The sequence below is a fragment of the Pectobacterium sp. 1950-15 genome (assembly GCF_037136835.1).
Taxonomy (GTDB): Bacteria; Pseudomonadota; Gammaproteobacteria; order Enterobacterales; family Enterobacteriaceae; genus Pectobacterium.
In genome coordinates, this window is sequence record NZ_JBBBQR010000016.1 from 1 (window position 1) to 14,489 (window position 14,489).

Sequence of the window (14,489 nt, forward strand, 5' to 3'; positions counted from 1 at the left end):
CTAGACGGGCTGTCGCTTAAGCAGGCTGACAATAAACAGCAACGAGGCGCACAGCACCACTGACGGCCCAGCTGGCGTGTTGTATCCGGCTGAGAAGGCCAGGCCGCCCGTCACGGCAATCATGCCAACAATAATCGCGATACTCGCCATTTGTTCCGGCGTCCGCGCGAAGCGTCTGGCGCTGGCGGCGGGGATAATCAGCAGTGAGGTAATGATCAGCGCACCAACAAATTTCATGGCAATACCGATCGTTAATGCGGTGGTCAGCATCAGGAGCAGCTTGGTACGCTGTAACTTCACGCCGTCAACGTGCGCCAGCTCCGGGCTAATCGTCATCGAAAGCAGGGCGCGCCATTGCCAGCGCATAATGGCAACAACGACGATCACACCAGAACCGATGACCCACAGATCCTCTGTCGTGACGGAGAGTAAATCGCCAAACAGGTAAGCCATCAAATCCACGCGCACGTTATTCATCAGGCTAACCACAACCAATCCAAGTGACAGGGCGCTGTGTGCCATGATGCCGAGTAACGTATCGACGGCCAGATAGGGACGTCGCTCCAGCCAGACCAGCCCCAGTGCCAGAATAAGCGTCACGGCGATGACGGCAGCAAATAGGTTGATGTTCAGCAGCAGGCCGAAGGCGACGCCGAGTAAAGAAGCGTGTGCCAGCGTATCGCCGAAGTAAGACATCCGCCGCCAGACGACGAAAGAACCGAGCGGACCTGCCGCAATAGCTAACAATATCCCCGCCAGCCAACCGGGAAACAGCAGTTCGATCATGCGTCGTTTCCACCTTGTCTTTTCAGAATAATGCGTCCTTGTAGATCGTGACGATGATTGTGATGGTGGCGATAAATCGCCAATTGCTCCGCGCCGCGGTGGCCGAACATCGCTAAAAATTCGGGATGAAGGGAAACGACTTCAGGCGTACCGGAGCAGCAAACATGTTGATTAAGGCACAGGACTTCATCAGTTTTCGCCATCACCAAATGCAGATCGTGCGAGACCATTAACACGCCGCAGTGGAATTCCTGCCGCAGTTGGTTAATGAGATCGTACAGAGCAAGTTGCCCATTGACGTCGACACCCTGCGTTGGTTCATCCAGAACCAAGAGCTGAGGCTGGTTGAGCAGCGCGCGTGCTAACAGTACGCGCTGGGTTTCGCCGCCGGAGAGTTTCTGCATCGGTTGTTCCAGCAGGTGTGCCGCCTGAACGCGCTTAAGCGCAGGTAAAATATCCTGCTTTTTCACACCGGGACGCAACTGCATAAAGCGGCTGACGGTCAACGGCAGCGTGGTGTCCAGATGCAACTTCTGTGGAACGTAGCCGATACGCAGCGCAGGATCGCGGACCAGCGAGCCGGAAGTAGGGGAAAGTAGCCCCAGCACTACGCGCACCAGCGTTGATTTCCCTGCGCCATTCGGCCCCAGCAGCGTCAGAATTCGACCTGCCTGCAAGGTAAGAGAAATATCTGACAAGACCTTTCGGCTGCCAAATGTAACTGAAATATTATTGAGTGATACCAATGTGGACATATAATTCGGTTTGCACAACCCATGTAACGTTATATTATAACAAGCAATACGATAAAAATCGATGGGATCGACTTTCATGCCGCTATGTATTCAACAAAAAAAATGTATTCAGCAGAAAAAATGGTTAAAAAGTGTGTTCGTTGCCAGCGCGCTACTCGCGAGCGGGATGTCAATCAGCGCGGCATCTGCTGCGGTCATTACTTCAATTCGTCCGCTAGGATTCATTGCGTCGGCGATTGCCGATGGCGTAACGCCAACGGAGGTTTTGTTACCGGATGGCGCATCGCCCCACGATTATGCCTTGCGCCCGTCTGATGTCCAGCGTTTACAGTCCGCCGATCTGGTGATTTGGGTTGGGCCGGAAATGGAAGCTTTCCTCGGGAAGCCGTTAGCAAAAATTTCACCTGCGAAGCAGATTGCGCTTTCCGCACTGCCAGCCATTAAATCTGAGCTGGAAAAAGACGCTGGGCACGATCATGAGAGTGGACATGAACCCGCGCAGGATGACCATGAAAAAGACCACGATCATAGCCATGCCGCCCATGATGACGGCGAGGATGGACACCATCATGGCGAGTACAATATGCACATTTGGCTATCGCCGGAGATGACAAAACAGGCGGCAATTGCCATTCATGCAAAATTATTGGAACTTATGCCTCAGAATAAGGACAAACTAGACGCGAATCTGCTTTATTTCACGGATAAAATCGCGCAAGCAGATGAAAAAATTGTTAAGATGCTAGCGCCTGTGCAGGGTAAAGGCTATTTCGTGTTCCATGATGCCTATGGCTATTTTGAGAAACACTATGGGTTAAGTCCCTTGGGTTACTTCACGGTGAACCCCGAAATCCAACCCGGTGCACAGCGTTTACATCAAATACGAACACAGTTGGTTGAGCATAAAGCCGTATGCGTTTTTGCTGAACCACAATTCAGGCCAGCCGTTATTAATGCTGTTGCCAAGGGAACCGACGTGCGCTCGGGTGTGCTCGATCCATTGGGAAGCAATATTGCACTGGGTAGAGATAGCTATGCCGATTTCTTGTTGCAGCTATCGAACCAGTATGTGAGCTGTCTGGAGGAAAAATCATGAGGATACGAATAAGTGCAGCAGATAGTCCGAACTATCGCTCTGGCGTATAACAGCTTACCTCGGCCCCATCGCGTCATGCTGGGGTCGCTTACCGTTGTGACATTGGCCGTTGCTGTTTGGCGGCCTTTTGTTTATCCCCACGTCGATGATGCCCCGGTCATCGTGAAAGATATCGACCTGGAAACCAGCCAACTGCGTACGCTGACACCTGAAGCCAGTGAACCGATAGACCAACCCTCCCCGGATGACGACATTCCACAAGATGAGCTAGACGACAAGGTGGCTGATGAAGATGGCGTACATGAGTACGTGGTGTCTACGGGCGATACCTTAAGCAGCATTTTGACGCAATATGGTATCGATATTGCGGATGTCACCCAGCTCGCCGATCAGAATAAAGATTTACGGAACCTGAAAATCGGTCAACAAATTTCATGGGTACTGGGAGAAAATGGCGATCTGCAAAGCTTGACTTGGCAGATGTCCCGCCGTGAAACACGCATTTATGAACGCGTGGGTGCTGATTTCAAAGAACGCATTGAAACGCTGAAAGGCGAGTGGCGCAACAGCGTCATGAATGGCCGGGTGAGTGGTAGCTTTGTCAGCAGTGCAAAAAACGCCGGTTTGACCAGCACCGAAGTGCGTGAAGTCATCAAAGCACTACAGTGGCAGTTGGATTTCCGTAAATTACGCAAAGACGATACCTTCTCCGTATTGATGTCCCGTGAAATGCTCGATGGTAAAAGCGAGCAGAGTGAACTGGTCGGCGTGCGTCTGAATACTGGTGGTAAAGATTATTACGCCATTCGCGCGGAAGACGGCAAATTCTACGATCGTGAAGGTTCCGGTCTGACGCGTGGCTTTATGCGTTTTCCAACGATGAAACAATTCCGTATTTCCTCCAACTTCAATCCGCGTCGTTTGAACCCGGTGACAGGGCGCGTCGCACCGCATAAAGGTGTCGATTTTGCCATGCCGGTCGGTTCGCCAGTTTTGGCCGTTGGGGATGGTGAAGTGGTGATTGCGAAGCGAAGTGGTGCGGCGGGGAATTATGTCGTGATTCGCCACGGTCGTCAGTATACGACACGGTTTATGCATCTCAACCGTATATTGGTTAAACCTGGGCAGAAAGTGAAACGTGGCGATCGCATCGGGTTGTCCGGTAATACAGGCCGTTCCACTGGTCCTCACCTGCACTATGAACTTTGGATCAACCAGCAAGCGGTGAATCCGCTAACGGCTCAGTTGCCACGTTCTGAAGGGTTGGCAGGTAAAGAGCGCCGTGATTATCTGGCGCAGGTTAAGGAAGTTGTGCCGCAGCTTAAGTTTGATTAGTTCTACTAACTGCATGTTATGCCGGTGGCTTGCTGCCGGCATTTTCATTTATAGAACACTTTATAGAGTACGGTTCCTGATTTTTTATTGTCGAGCAGGTATGTTTTTGCGTAATTGTCGGCGGGTGTTGCCAAACGCGGGGTGGCAATTATGATTATGTTTATTGATTGATCTGAAGAGTTTAGGCATGGAAAAAGAAAAAAAATCGAACGCTGAATTTATTCCCCAGTTTCAACGCGCCTTTTTTCATCCGCGCTATTGGGGAGTTTGGTTAGGTGTTGGCGCAATGGCGCTCGCTGCCTATATTCCGGCACGATTAAGAAATCCGGTGCTGGGTGGGTTGGGGCGTTTTGTCGGGAAAATATCCAAAGGCGCCCGCCGCCGTGCCCGTATTAACCTGCTGTACTGTATGCCTGAGTTAACGGAAGCGCAGCGTGAAGCCATCATCGATGACATGTTTGCGACGGCCCCTCAGTCGATGATCATGATGGTGGAAGTGGGGATTCGTAACCCGAAGAAAATCGAGAAATATGTTCGCTGGCACGGTGAAGACATTCTGGACCGCATTAAAGAACAAGAGAAGAACGTGATCTTTCTGGTTCCGCACGGTTGGGGCGTCGATATTCCTGCGATGCTGCTGACCTCACGCGGGCAGCGTATGGCGGCGATGTTCCACAATCAGAAGAATGCGCTGGTAGATTATTGGTGGAATCGCTTACGCCGTCGCTTTGGTGGCCGTATTCATGCGCGTAACGACGGTATTAAGCCGTTTATCAGTTCTGTGCGTTCTGGGTGCTGGGGCTATTACCTGCCCGATCAGGATCACGGCCCTGAACACAGCGAGTTCGTTGATTTCTTTGCGACCTATAAGGCCACGCTGCCTGCTGTCGGACGACTGATGAAAGTATGCCGTGCGGATATCATTCCGCTGTTCCCGGTGTATAACGCTAAAGACGGCTGTCTGGATGTATATATTCGCCCGCCGATGGATGATTTGGCAGAGGCGGATGACGTCTATATTGCGCGACGCATGAATGAAGAGGTGGAAATTCTGGTCAGGCCGAATCCTGAGCAGTACACCTGGATTCTGAAACTGTTGAAAACCCGCAAACCGGGTGAGATTGAACCGTACTGTCGAGATGATTTATACCGCAACTAGTTGATATTGAATTACTAAACGCGAGATGAACGGCGAATAGTGACTGACAGAAAGAGAGATAAAAAAAGCCGGGCGAGAAATCGTCCGGCTTTTTACTGAAATGAACCGTCTGCCTGCCAGCGGACGGCTATGGCAAAGATTATTCCACGCGCAGGATGCGGATCGTGTTGGTCGTGCCTACGGTACCCATGATGTCGCCTTGTGTGACGATAACCAGATCCCCAGACATCAGGAATCCTTTATCGCGCAGGCGAATCACCGCATCGTTAGCGGCAGCCACACCGTCCGTGTAGCTATCGAAATGCACGGGAGTGACGCCGCGGTATAATGCTGTCAGGTTCAGCGTTTGCTCATGGCGAGACATGGCAAAAATCGGCAACCCGGAACTGATACGGGACATCATTAGCGCGGTGCGGCCTGATTCCGTCATGGCGATCAGTGCCGTAACCCCTTTCAGGTGGTTGGCGGCATACATCGCAGACATCGCGATGGATTCTTCCGTGTTATCAAACTGCACGTCAAGGCGATGCTTGGAGACGTTGATGCTTGGGATTTTCTCCGCGCCTAAACAGACTTTCGCCATGGCGGCGACGGTTTCAGCCGGGTACTGACCCGCAGCGGTTTCTGCCGACAGCATGACCGCATCGGTGCCGTCTAGCACGGCGTTGGCAACGTCCATCACCTCTGCGCGCGTTGGCATCGGGTTGGTGATCATCGATTCCATCATCTGCGTGGCGGTAATGACTGCACGGTTCAACTGACGGGCGCGACGGATCAATTTCTTCTGAATGCCCACCAGCTCTGGGTCGCCGATTTCAACGCCCAGATCGCCCCTTGCTACCATCACCACGTCGGAAGCCAGAATGATGTCATCCATCGCGGCATCTGAACAAACGGCTTCAGCACGTTCAACTTTTGATACGATCTTGGCATGACAGCCGGCGTCGCGCGCGAGGCGGCGTGCGTAGTTGAGGTCTTCACCCGTACGAGGGAAAGAGACGGCCAGATAGTCGACGCCAATTTTTGCGGCAGTGATAATGTCGGCTTTATCTTTTTCCGTCAGGGCTTCGGCAGACAGACCGCCGCCAAGTTTGTTGATGCCTTTGTTGTTGGACAGCGGGCCGCCAACGGTGACTTCGGTATAAACTTTCAGGCCTTCAACCTGAAGCACTTTCAGCTGTACACGACCATCATCCAGAAGCAGGATGTCGCCAGGTACTACGTCGCTCGGCAAGCCTTTGTAATCGATCCCAACTTTTTCTTTATCGCCTTCGCCTTTCGCTAAGTTGGCATCCAGCAAGAATTTGTCGCCGACATTCAGGAAAATTTTACCTTCTTTGAAGGTAGAAACACGAATTTTTGGACCCTGTAGATCGCCAAGAATGGCAACGTGGCGGCCCAATTTGGCCGCAATTTCACGAACTTTGTTGGCACGTAATAGATGATCTTCTGGTGTGCCGTGAGAAAAATTCATGCGTACTACGTTAGCGCCCGCATTGATAATCTTTTCGAGATTATTATCACGGTCGGTAGCGGGCCCCAGGGTGGTGACAATCTTGGTTCTTCTGAGCCGTCTGGACATGTATAACTCCGTTCACTTGTGAAGCTGTAGTGTTGCGATTAAGCGTCGAATAACGGTGCAAAATGTCACTTTACAACAAAACTATTTCACCTGCGTTATCCGAACATCGTGTTGAGTCTGATTATCATACTGTACAGGTAATCCCCGTCATCTTTCCATGCCCGTACTCTCTGACCATATCAAGATGAAGCAGGTAGATGATACCGCTCATTTTTATTACCCGTCATACTTCAAGTTGCATGTGCGTTGGCTGTTCAAATTCGTTTCCGACGAATTTGTCCTTCCCTTGCCGCCTTACGATGCTCATAAATGAGCATCACCCTAGAGGGCTAACGCTTCGCGTTATTCAAAACGAACTCGTTTTGTCCTGAAACTCGAATTATTTAGGGTATAAGATATAACTAAAACAAAGCACAACGTAAAACTTAGCGATCACCTAAAGGGATTAATCAATCGCTCGTCTTTATCAAAGCGAGATTCACGCAGGGCCTCTTTGACCCGCTTCAGATTATCACGAAACTTTTCCCCACGGCGCAGCGTGAAGCCTGTTGCCAGAACGTCGATCAGCGTCAACTGGGCGATGCGGGACACCATCGGCATATAGACATCGGTATCTTCAGGCACATCAAGCCGCAATGCCAGTGAGGCTTCACGCGCCAGCGGCGTACCGTCTGAGGTGATCGCGATAACGGTCGCGTCGTTCTCGCGCGCCAGCTGCGCCATTTCAACCAGACTTTTGGTTCTGCCCGTGTGGGAGATCAAGACCACGACGTCGCCGTCGCTGGAATTCATGCAGCTCATGCGCTGCATAACGATGTCATCGAAATAAACGACGGGGATATTAAAGCGGAAAAATTTGTTCATCGCATCGTGTGCGACAGCAGCGGAAGCGCCGAGGCCGAAGAAAGAGATTTTTTTTGCCTGCGTCAGCAAATCCACGGCGCGGTTGACGGCGGTGACATCCAGGCTGGATTTCACCTGTTCCAGGCCAGCCATTGCGGATTCAAAGATTTTACTGGTGTAAGCGTCAACGCTGTCATCTTCTTCAACGTTACGGTTCACATAGGGTGTACCGTTTGCCAGACTTTGTGCCAGATGTAGTTTAAAATCGGGAAATCCTTTCGTTTCAAGGCGACGACAGAAACGATTGACCGTTGGCTCGCTGACGTCGGCCATTTTGGCTAAGGTCGCGATGCTGGAGTGAATGGCTGTCTGCGGAGTGCTCAGGATCACTTCAGCAACTTTTCTTTCCGATTTGCTCAAGAGTTCTAGGTGACTCTGGATTTTTTCCAGCATATTCATACGACAAGGGCCATGTAAGTTTTTTCCAATTTTAACTAAAGGTACAACTGGCGGTATTACGTGAAAAAATGCTACGTGAAAAAATGCAAGTCGTGAAAATATACTACGACCCTGTAGTGGTTGGCAGAGGGCAATACGCTAAGTTGGGCCCTTTTTTTGCCAGAACATGACATGTGTCTAACTTTCAGAAAAGTAATCGACTGTCAGAAACGACGAAAAATTTCGCTTTAGGGCGAATGCATAAGTGATTTCAGCCGCTGCACAGACCGATTTATGTGTGGTTTTCGGCCAATAGCGACCATTATTTGGCATTTTTATGATGGGTTTACTGGCTGTAGTCAAAAAGAGTACATTATCGCTGTAATAAAATTACAGCATCCTGCAACGAGGAGATGAACATGGCGGTAACTTCAACAGCCCAAGCGTGCGATCTGGTTATTTTCGGTGCCAAGGGCGATCTGGCGCGCCGTAAATTGCTGCCTTCCCTGTACCAGTTGGAAAAAGCAGGCCACATCCATGCGGACACCAAAATTATCGGGGTGGGCCGCGCCGATTGGGATAAAGCGGAGTATACCCGCGTCGTGCGCGAAGCGCTTGACACCTTTATGAAAGAAGCCATCGACGACAAGTTGTGGGAAACGCTAAGCAGTCGGCTGGATTTCTGCAATCTTGATGTGGAAGACACGAAAGCGTTTAACAAGCTGGGCAAGATGCTTGACCAGAAAAACCGCACCACCATTAACTATTTTGCGATGCCGCCGAGCACATTCGGGGCGATCTGCAAAGGGCTGGGAACCGCCGGGCTGAATAAAGAGCCGGCGCGCGTGGTGATGGAAAAACCGCTGGGTACCGATCTGGCGTCTTCTCGCGTCATTAACGATCAGGTCGCGGAATACTTCAACGAGTGTCAGGTTTACCGCATCGACCACTATTTGGGCAAAGAAACGGTTCTGAACCTGCTGGCGCTGCGTTTTGCCAACTCGCTGTTCTCCTCAAACTGGGACAACCGGACGATCGACCATGTACAGATCACGGTAGCCGAAGAAGTCGGCATCGAAGGGCGCTGGGGCTATTTTGATAAAGCCGGCCAGATGCGCGACATGATCCAGAACCACCTGTTGCAGATTCTGACGATGATTGCGATGTCGCCGCCGTCTGATTTGACGACCGACCGCATCCGTGATGAAAAAGTGAAAGTGCTGCGTTCACTGCGTCGTATCGACCGTTCCAACGTGCATGAAACGACCGTACGCGGCCAATATACCTCTGGTTTTGTTCAGGGGCATAAAGTACCTGGCTATCTGGAAGAAGAAGGCGCGAACAAAAGCAGCAGCACGGAAACCTTTGTGTCGATTCGTGTTGATATCGACGACTGGCGCTGGTCTGGCGTGCCGTTCTATCTGCGTACCGGTAAACGTCTGCCGACCAAATGTTCAGAAGTGGTGGTGTACTTTAAGAACCCTGCGCTGAACCTGTTCCACGATTCTTATCAGCAGTTGCCGCAGAACAAGCTGATCATTCGCTTACAGCCGGATGAAGGCGTGGAAATCCAGATTCTGAATAAAATTCCGGGATTAGAGCACAAACACCGCCTGCAAACGGTGAAGCTGGATCTGAGCTTCTCGGAAACCTTTAATCAGCAGCATTTGGCCGATGCTTACGAACGTCTGCTGCTGGAAACCATGCGCGGCATTCAGGCACTGTTCGTTCGCCGTGATGAGGTTGAAGAGGCCTGGAAATGGGTGGATTCCATCATGGATGCGTGGGCGATGGACAATGATGCACCGAAACCGTATCAGGCGGGAAGCTGGGGGCCAGTGGCATCCGTGGCGATGATTACCCGCGATGGCCGCTCCTGGAATGAGTTTGAGTAATTCTTTGATAATACGTCAGTAATTGGGATGCCGAGAACGTTCGGCATCCCACAGTTTTTAATGTATGGCTAACGGTGCGGTCGGACATCTGCGGCGACGCAGATCCCTGTGGCAGGGGCGCGCTATATAATTAATGATGCCCTTCGGGCATGACTGGAGATAACTTTTGATGAAAAACTGGAAAACGAGCGCGGAACAGATTTTGACAACGGGTCCCGTTGTTCCTGTGATTGTGGTCAACAAACTGGAACACGCGGTGCCGATGGCAAAAGCGTTAGTCGCGGGCGGCGTTCGCGTTCTGGAACTGACATTGCGTACCGACTGTGCCATCGACGCGATCCGCGCGATTGCGAAAGAAGTACCGGAAGCCATCGTGGGTGCAGGTACGGTGACAAACCCTGAGCAACTGGCTGCCGTTGTGGAAGCGGGTGCCCAGTTCGCCATCAGCCCCGGCTTGACTGAGCCGTTGCTGAAAGCCGCGACGGCAGGCAACATCCCGTTGATTCCGGGTATCAGCACGGTGTCTGAACTGATGCTGGGTATGGATTATGGCCTGCGTGAGTTCAAATTCTTCCCAGCGGAAGCTAACGGCGGCGTGAAAGCGCTTCAGGCGATCGCGGGTCCGTTTGCTCAGATTCGTTTCTGCCCGACCGGTGGCATTACACCAAATAACTACCGCGACTATCTGGCGCTGAAAAGCGTGCTGTGCGTCGGTGGTTCATGGTTGGTGCCGAACGATGCGCTGGAAAGCGGTGATTACGCGCGTATTACCGAACTGGCGCGTGAAGCCGTTGCAGGTGCAAAAGCCTAAGTTTGCTCGTGACTGAATGACGAAGGCCACTCACTACGAGTGGCCTTTTTTATGGCGGACATCCATGTCCGCCACCCTGCGGGCCGTCGCAAGCGACGTTGAAAAACGTTCCCTACGTTTTTTTATGGCGGACATCCATGTCCGCCACCCTGCGGGCCGTCATCAGCGACGTCTTATCTCACCCGGTTGGCAGCAGCCTATCAGCCGCTGACTTTTACACCTGCAGCGACGCGCTTGGCGATCGCCACCGCATCGTCCGTGGTTTCTGCGCTGGCTAAGGCGACGCCCATACGGCGTTTGCCACCGATATCCGGCTTACCAAACAGGCGAATTTGTGTATGAGGGAGTAGCGCGCTTTCCAGCCCCTGATAGCGCACGTTGTTGCTTTCCAGTTCCGGTAAAATCACAGCGGAAGCCGATGCGCCATATTGACGAACTGCGCCAATTGGCAGCCCCAGAAAAGCGCGGACGTGCAGGGCAAACTCGGACAGATCCTGAGAAATCATTGTCACCATGCCGGTATCGTGCGGGCGAGGGGAGACTTCGCTGAAGATGACTTCATCGCCGCAAACGAACAGTTCAACGCCGAACAGGCCGTAGCCACCGAGCGCTTTTACGACATCGCTGGCCATCTTTTGCGCGCGCTCTTGCGCCAGCGCACTCATCTGCTGCGGCTGCCAGGACTCCCGATAATCGCCATCTTCCTGACGATGCCCGATAGGCGCACAAAAATGAATACCGTCAACCGCATGGATAGTTAGCAAAGTGATCTCAAAATCAAAATTCACCAACCCTTCCACGATGACACGCCCGCCGCCTGCGCGTCCACCCTGCTGGGCGTAGTTCCACGCCTGAGCTAACTGCTCCGCGGAGCGAATCAGGCTTTGTCCCTTGCCGGATGAACTCATGACCGGTTTGACAATACAAGGGTAGCCAATGGCGTCTACCGCCTGACGAAAGCTCGCTTCGCTGTCGGCAAAACGATAGGTGGAGGTCGGAACGCCGAGCGTTTCGGCTGCCAGACGGCGGATACCTTCACGGTTCATGGTCAGACGTGTGGCTTCGGCGCAGGGAACAACATGGTGACCCTGTTTTTCCAGCGTCACCAGCATGTCGGTTGCGATGGCTTCAATTTCCGGCACGATGTAATCAGGACGCTCGGCTTCAACCAACGCTTTCAACGCATCGCCATCCAACATATTGATGACGTGGCTACGATGCGCAATCTGCATGGCCGGGGCATCGGCATAGCGATCGACCGCAATCACTTCGATTCCCAGGCGCTGACACTCAATCGCCACTTCTTTGCCTAATTCACCGGAGCCAAGCAGCATCACTCGTGTGGCATCCGCACGCAGGGCGGTTCCAATCGTTAACATAACCTTATACCTGATCGGGTTGTGAAAAATGGCCGCAGTATAAACGAAAACGTTTGCGTGCGCATTAAAGAGGGCATGATTGGAATGCGGTGCGCAAAAGCGCACCAAGTGATAAGGGCGTGCCTTGGCATTGCCGATCAATCGTGCCACTCTTCTTGTAGAGTTAAAATTTTATGTTAAGACAACGAGATCCGACGCGATGAAAACACCGCAAGCTGAAAAACGCCCTCATGTGATGAGCATGCATGGCGATACGCGTATCGACAATTATTACTGGCTGCGTGATGACCAGCGCGCCGATCCGCAGGTGCTGGCCTATCTGGAGCAGGAAAATGCCTATAGCAACGCTGTCATGGCACCTCATGAGGCGCGCAAACGGTCGTTGTATGACGAAATGGTTAAGCGCATCCCGTCGACGGATATGTCGGTGCCGTATGTCAGGAAAGGCTATCGCTACCAAAGTCGCTATGAGCCAGGTAAAGAGTACGCCATCTATCTGCGCCAGCGTGAGCAAGAAACGGACGCGTGGGACACGCTACTGGACGGGAACCAACGTGCGGAAGGGCATGAGTTTTATAGCCTCGGCGCGCTTGAAGTTAGCCCCGACAATAGGCTGCTGGCACTCTCGGAGGATTTTTTATCCCGTCGGCAGTACACGCTTCGTTTTCGCGATCTGAACAGTGGCGAGTGGCTACCGGATGTGATCGAAAATGTTACGGCCGGAGCAGAATGGGCGGCGGATTCGACGGTTCTGTATTACGTGCGCAAACATGAGCAAACGCTACTGCCGTATCAGGTCTATCGTCATCGGCTGGGGAGCGATCCGGCACAGGATGAGTTGGTATATGAAGAGAAAGACGACACCTATTATGTCAGCCTGAGTAAAACGACATCAGAGCACTATATCTCCATTTATCTCAGCAGCACCACGACGACGGAAGTGTTATTGCTCGATGCGATGCGTCCGGATGCTGTGCCGCAGGTATGCATTCCACGCCGGAAAGATCATGAATATGGCATCGATCACTATCAGGGCATGTTTTATCTGCGTTCTAATCGGGAAGGAAAAAACTTTGGCCTCTACCGTTCGGACAGACTCGATGAGCAAACGCTGGAAACGCTGATTGCCCCACGTGAAAACCGCGTGCTGGAAGGGTTTGAGCTTTTCCGCGACTGGCTGGTGGTCGAAGAAAGGGAGCGCGGTTTGACCAGCCTACGCCAGATCCACTGGCAGACGCAGGAAGAAAAAGCGATCACCTTCAATGACGCGAGCTATGTGACGTGGTTGTCTTACAACCCTACGCCAGAAACGGCATTGATGCGATATGGTTATTCATCAATGACAACCCCCAGTACACAGTATGAATTGAATCTGGATACGGGCGAGCAGCAGTTACTTAAACAAGCCGAAGTGAAAGATTTCTCTTCGGACAATTACCGGAGCGAACGCGTGTGGATCACCGTTCGGGATGGCGTCGAGGTTCCCGTTTCTCTTGTTTATCATCGCGATCATTTCAGCCCAGGCAAGAACCCGATACTGGTCTACGGCTACGGCGCTTATAGCCATAGCATGGATCCGGATTTTAGCGTTAGCCGTTTGAGCTTGCTAGACAGAGGGTTCGTTTTTGCCTTAACGCACATCCGCGGCGGGGGTGAGCTTGGGCAACAGTGGTACGACGATGGTCGATTGCTCAATAAAATGCATTCCTTCACGGATTTCATCGATGTGTCGCAGGCATTGATAGCAAAAGGCTATGGCGACAGGAAAAACATGTTCGCAATGGGAGGCAGTGCGGGAGGATTATTGATGGGGGCAGTAGTGAATATGGCGCCCGAACTGTTTAAAGGCGTTGTCGCTCAGGTTCCCTTCGTTGATGTGCTGACGACGATGCTGGATGAGTCTATCCCGTTGACGACCGGCGAGTATGACGAGTGGGGCGATCCGAATGAGCAAACCTACTATGACTACATCAAACAATACAGCCCCTATGACGGTGTTATCGCACAGCGTTACCCACATTTGCTGGTGACGACCGGGCTGCACGATTCTCAGGTGCAGTATTGGGAGCCTGCTAAGTGGGTGGCGAAATTGCGGGAAGTCAAAACGGACGATCGTCTGGTGTTGCTGTACACCGACATGGATGCCGGGCACGGCGGAAAATCCGGTCGTTTCAAACGCTATGATGATATTGCGTTGGAATATGCGTTTCTGCTGATGGTGCTTGAAATGCCTGAGGACGATCGTGGATAAGGGATAAAACGTAGCTATGAGGGTAAACCCATTTTCGGGTTTACCCGATTGGCATGGCGCATTACTTCGGTGACCAAAACTGAGGTTATCAACACCTAGGTAATATCAGCCTGCGTTTTCTTCGCTCTTTTGTCAGCCCGCTTTTCGGCGGCCGTTTTC

The 14,489-nt window shown here is 52.1% G+C and carries 11 protein-coding genes; 6 read left to right on the plus strand and 5 right to left on the minus strand.

The features are described 5' to 3' along the window. Both znuB and znuC read right to left on the minus strand, forming a co-directional pair. Complete coding sequence (znuB, locus tag WCT94_RS16450) at positions 1-786, minus strand: zinc ABC transporter permease subunit ZnuB (protein ID WP_336870429.1); 786 nt, start codon at positions 784-786, stop codon at positions 1-3. Continuing rightward, complete coding sequence (znuC, locus tag WCT94_RS16455) at positions 783-1,541, minus strand: zinc ABC transporter ATP-binding protein ZnuC (protein WP_010275871.1); 759 nt, start codon at positions 1,539-1,541, stop codon at positions 783-785. The genes znuB and znuC overlap by 4 nt, the downstream gene beginning before the upstream one ends. 76 nt (positions 1,542-1,617) lie before the next feature. On the opposite strand from znuC, the gene znuA reads away from it, so the two are divergent. From znuA to lpxM, 3 genes are all read left to right on the plus strand, one after another. After that, complete coding sequence (gene znuA / locus WCT94_RS16460; RefSeq protein ID WP_336870522.1) at positions 1,618-2,637, plus strand: zinc ABC transporter substrate-binding protein ZnuA; 1,020 nt, start codon at positions 1,618-1,620, stop codon at positions 2,635-2,637. A 12-nt stretch (positions 2,638-2,649) separates the two neighbouring features. Further along, positions 2,650-3,972, plus strand: coding sequence for a murein DD-endopeptidase MepM (gene mepM, locus WCT94_RS16465; RefSeq protein ID WP_336870431.1), 1,323 nt, complete (start codon positions 2,650-2,652; stop codon positions 3,970-3,972). Positions 3,973-4,159: 187 nt separating this feature from the next. After that, positions 4,160-5,131, plus strand: a complete 972-nt coding sequence (gene lpxM / locus WCT94_RS16470) for a lauroyl-Kdo(2)-lipid IV(A) myristoyltransferase (RefSeq protein ID WP_336870432.1) — start codon at positions 4,160-4,162, stop codon at positions 5,129-5,131. A 139-nt stretch (positions 5,132-5,270) separates the two neighbouring features. Here the strand turns inward: lpxM and pyk are convergent, their stop codons facing one another. After that, on the minus strand, positions 5,271-6,713 hold the full coding sequence (gene pyk, locus WCT94_RS16475) for a pyruvate kinase (protein WP_319847542.1): 1,443 nt from the start codon (positions 6,711-6,713) through the stop codon (positions 5,271-5,273). 432 nt (positions 6,714-7,145) lie between these two features. Beyond that, positions 7,146-8,015, minus strand: coding sequence for a MurR/RpiR family transcriptional regulator (locus WCT94_RS16480; protein WP_010275858.1), 870 nt, complete (start codon positions 8,013-8,015; stop codon positions 7,146-7,148). A gap of 398 nt (positions 8,016-8,413) precedes the next feature. Between WCT94_RS16480 and zwf the strand changes: the two genes are divergently transcribed. Next, a complete protein-coding gene (gene zwf / locus WCT94_RS16485; RefSeq protein ID WP_319847543.1) occupies positions 8,414-9,889 on the plus strand; it encodes a glucose-6-phosphate dehydrogenase in 1,476 nt (491 codons plus the stop codon). Positions 9,890-10,058: 169 nt separating this feature from the next. Continuing rightward, complete coding sequence (locus WCT94_RS16490; RefSeq protein ID WP_263059478.1) at positions 10,059-10,700, plus strand: bifunctional 4-hydroxy-2-oxoglutarate aldolase/2-dehydro-3-deoxy-phosphogluconate aldolase; 642 nt, start codon at positions 10,059-10,061, stop codon at positions 10,698-10,700. Between the two features lie 200 nt (positions 10,701-10,900). On the opposite strand, the gene purT is transcribed toward WCT94_RS16490, so the two are convergent. Continuing rightward, positions 10,901-12,079: a formate-dependent phosphoribosylglycinamide formyltransferase gene (gene purT / locus WCT94_RS16495; protein WP_336870434.1), complete on the minus strand. Its 1,179-nt coding sequence runs from the start codon at positions 12,077-12,079 to the stop codon at positions 10,901-10,903. Positions 12,080-12,278: 199 nt separating this feature from the next. Between purT and WCT94_RS16500 the strand changes: the two genes are divergently transcribed. Next, positions 12,279-14,330, plus strand: coding sequence for a S9 family peptidase (locus tag WCT94_RS16500; protein WP_336870435.1), 2,052 nt, complete (start codon positions 12,279-12,281; stop codon positions 14,328-14,330). The last annotated feature ends 159 nt before the right edge of the window (positions 14,331-14,489 follow it).

Excerpts from the sequence above, each read along its gene's own strand:
- znuC (WP_010275871.1), bottom strand. The coding sequence starts at position 1,541 with ATGTCCACATTGGTATCACTCAATAATATTTCAGTTACATTTGGCAGC.
- purT (WP_336870434.1), bottom strand. The coding sequence starts at position 12,079 with ATGTTAACGATTGGAACCGCCCTGCGTGCGGATGCCACACGAGTGATG.
- pyk (WP_319847542.1), bottom strand. The coding sequence starts at position 6,713 with ATGTCCAGACGGCTCAGAAGAACCAAGATTGTCACCACCCTGGGGCCC.
- znuA (WP_336870522.1), top strand. The coding sequence starts at position 1,618 with ATGCCGCTATGTATTCAACAAAAAAAATGTATTCAGCAGAAAAAATGG.
- znuB (WP_336870429.1), bottom strand. The coding sequence starts at position 786 with ATGATCGAACTGCTGTTTCCCGGTTGGCTGGCGGGGATATTGTTAGCT.
- zwf (WP_319847543.1), top strand. The coding sequence starts at position 8,414 with ATGGCGGTAACTTCAACAGCCCAAGCGTGCGATCTGGTTATTTTCGGT.
- lpxM (WP_336870432.1), top strand. The coding sequence starts at position 4,160 with ATGGAAAAAGAAAAAAAATCGAACGCTGAATTTATTCCCCAGTTTCAA.
- WCT94_RS16490 (WP_263059478.1), top strand. The coding sequence starts at position 10,059 with ATGAAAAACTGGAAAACGAGCGCGGAACAGATTTTGACAACGGGTCCC.
- WCT94_RS16500 (WP_336870435.1), top strand. The coding sequence starts at position 12,279 with ATGAAAACACCGCAAGCTGAAAAACGCCCTCATGTGATGAGCATGCAT.
- WCT94_RS16480 (WP_010275858.1), bottom strand. The coding sequence starts at position 8,015 with ATGAATATGCTGGAAAAAATCCAGAGTCACCTAGAACTCTTGAGCAAA.